The 2,289-nt window shown below is 76.9% G+C and carries 4 protein-coding genes; all 4 read right to left on the minus strand.

Annotated features, from left to right (window positions below; all coding sequences use genetic code 11):
* Positions 1–88: 88 nt before the first annotated feature.
* On the minus strand, positions 89–484 hold the full coding sequence (locus D7231_RS34445; RefSeq protein WP_120760271.1) for an RRQRL motif-containing zinc-binding protein: 396 nt from the start codon (positions 482–484) through the stop codon (positions 89–91).
* Positions 485–514: 30 nt separating this feature from the next.
* Positions 515–1,054, minus strand: coding sequence for an AAA family ATPase (locus D7231_RS34450; RefSeq protein WP_158673891.1), 540 nt, complete (start codon positions 1,052–1,054; stop codon positions 515–517).
* A gap of 65 nt (positions 1,055–1,119) precedes the next feature.
* The gene (locus tag D7231_RS36710; protein ID WP_158673892.1) at positions 1,120–1,620 is read right to left on the minus strand and encodes a Pycsar system effector family protein; all 501 of its coding nucleotides are present in this window, start codon (positions 1,618–1,620) and stop codon (positions 1,120–1,122) included.
* A 107-nt stretch (positions 1,621–1,727) separates the two neighbouring features.
* A partial coding sequence (locus D7231_RS38235) for a hypothetical protein (RefSeq protein WP_338419909.1) occupies positions 1,728–2,289 on the minus strand: 562 nt, incomplete at its 5' end.

Consider the following 2,289-nt stretch of genomic DNA (forward strand, 5'->3'; position numbering starts at 1 on the left):
GGACGTCATACTGATGGCCTCTTCCTCGTAGTTGGGGATGGGGCCCGGGACAGCCGCTCTGCTTGCCGGCGGTGGCTGCCCGGGGGGTTCATGCGGCCAGGGCTTGGCCGTCGTCGGAGGCCGCCGTGGTAGCGGCCTCCGGCGAGCAGGCCCAGCAGGACCCGAGGGTCCTGAGCGGCAGGCAGTGCTCATAGCGCACCCGGCAGAGGGGGCAGGTCTGCCGGGCCGCCATCGCCCGGTCCAGCGCCCACTCCTGTGCCAGCGTCGGCCGCCGCTTCGGCAGCGCCAGGTCGACGCGGTAGAGGTGGGCGACGCGGCGGCCGCGGCGGCACACCAGCTGGCCGGCGACCGGCTGCCCGCCCGGCCTCAGACCCATCGCGGCCAGCTGCCGGCGGGTGGCGTAGCCGGCCGGGGCGTGCCGCCAGGGCCAGGTCGGCATCCCGCCGTGCCGCTCGCCGGTGGGGTCCCAGTCGCGTTCACGCATCCCGGATCCCAGCCAGAACGCGGTGCGCTTTCACCGGGCCACCGCCTCGGGAGCGGCGGCGTGCACGGTCGCGTCGGCCGCGACGGTGAGCACCTGGTCGAAGCCCTCCGCCCGCAGCTCCTGGGCGGTGGGGATGAGGGTGTGCTGCCAGCGGAGGATGTCCGGCGGCACCTTCCGCGGCCGGATGGCGTTGCGCCGTTGGCACTCCTCCAGCGAGACCTGGTTGAACAGCAGAGCCAGGGTGGGGCGCCGGTAGTAGCGCGCGCGGGCCAGCAGTTTGGTGCGCACGTGGGGCAGCAGTGCCGTGGAGTCGATCACGGTTCGCAAGCCGCGGGCGAGGCGTTCGTCCAGGAGCAGGTCCTGGACGGCGGCGGCGACCGTGGTCGCGGACTGGTCGGCCTCGTCGTCCGCGACGGCGCCCCGCAGGACGTCGAGGCAGATCCGCCAGGTCGGCGGGAACTGCCGCACCGCGAACGTGGACTTCCCCACGAGGCTGGGCCCGACCAGGACCGTGAGCGTTCCCGGCGCCAGGTCGAGGCCCGGGCGGGAGCCGGTGACTTCGGACAGCAACACGTTCTCCTTCGGGTGGACATGCGAAAGGGCCCGCCGAGGGCGGGCCTGGGTGGTGCGCTGGGTCAGAGGAGGGCGAGGCCGACGGCGGCGAGCAGCGCGGCGACCGCTATGCCGGCGGTGTCGATCGCACGGCGCAGCAGCTGGTGCTTGCGGCGGGCGATCTGCGCTTTGCGGCCGAGGTCGGCGGCGCGTGCCCGGTCGGTGGCCGGGCCGGTGAGGTCGGCGAGGACGGCCTCCGGCTCCGCGACGGCCCAGTACAGCCAGGTGCCGCGAGGTGGCGGGCCGGACGGGAGCCGGGGGCGCAGGGCGGCCAGGGCCAGGGCCATCGCGGCGGCCAGCGCGAGGGCGCTGATCACCAGGCCGACGGCCGTCGCGGGCGTGGTCTGACGGCCGGGCACGACGGCTGCCAGCACGGCGGCCGGCACGCCCAACGCGCCTAGCAGCGCGGCGGCTTTGGCGTCCGCTCGGCCGATCTCCCCGGTGACGTCGGCGAGGGCGTCCTCAATGCGCCGGGGTAACGGCGTGCCGGGCGCGGCTCCTTGCGCCGCGCGGGTGTCGGGCATCGTTGTCCTCCAGGAGTCCGGACGGGTCGGGGTGGTGGCCGGTCGGCCTGCCCGGCCTCCGCTCCGCTGTCGTGCAGGGGGCGGCGGCCAGGCAGGTGGGCCGGTGGTCAGTTCCGGAGGTCGTTGCGGGTGCGGGAGAACATGCCGCGCGTGGTCGAGGTGGCGTTGATCTCGGTGTTCTGGGTGACGGTGCTCTCGTAGACGTGGGTGATGTGCGTGTCCTGGGACGGCTGCCGGGCGCGGGAGGCGGCGGCGCCGATGCCGAGGGCGGCCGCGCCGATGGCGATGAACGGGGCGGACAGGGCGGCGACGCCGGTCATGGTCATCGCGGCGGCGCCGTCCAGGATCAGGCGCACCCCGATGGAGACGCCGAGCAGGCCGGCGCCGCCGCCGAGGGAGGCGACGGCCGTGCCGGTGGCCCAGGTGGGGACGACGCGCCGGTCGGGCTGGGGGACGGGCGGGGTGGGGCCGTAGCGGGGCAGGGGGCTGGCGTCGCGGTAGGAGGCCGGCGCCGGGGGCTGGTACGCCTCGTGGATCAGGCGCGCCGCCCCCCCCCCCGCCCCGTCGCCCCCCCCCCCCCCCGCCGCCCCCCTCACCCCCGGCTCCCACCCGCCCGCGCCCGCCCGCCGCCGCCCGCCGCCCCCCGCCGCCCGCCGCCCCGCCGCCCCC

This window comes from Streptomyces klenkii (genome assembly GCF_003626645.1).
Taxonomy (GTDB): Bacteria; Actinomycetota; Actinomycetes; order Streptomycetales; family Streptomycetaceae; genus Streptomyces; species Streptomyces klenkii.

What these genes read in the sequence shown, in the direction of transcription:
- D7231_RS34445 (WP_120760271.1), bottom strand. Translation starts at nt 484, where the DNA reads ATGCGTGAACGCGACTGGGACCCCACCGGCGAGCGGCACGGCGGGATG.
- D7231_RS36710 (WP_158673892.1), bottom strand. Translation starts at nt 1,620, where the DNA reads ATGCCCGACACCCGCGCGGCGCAAGGAGCCGCGCCCGGCACGCCGTTA.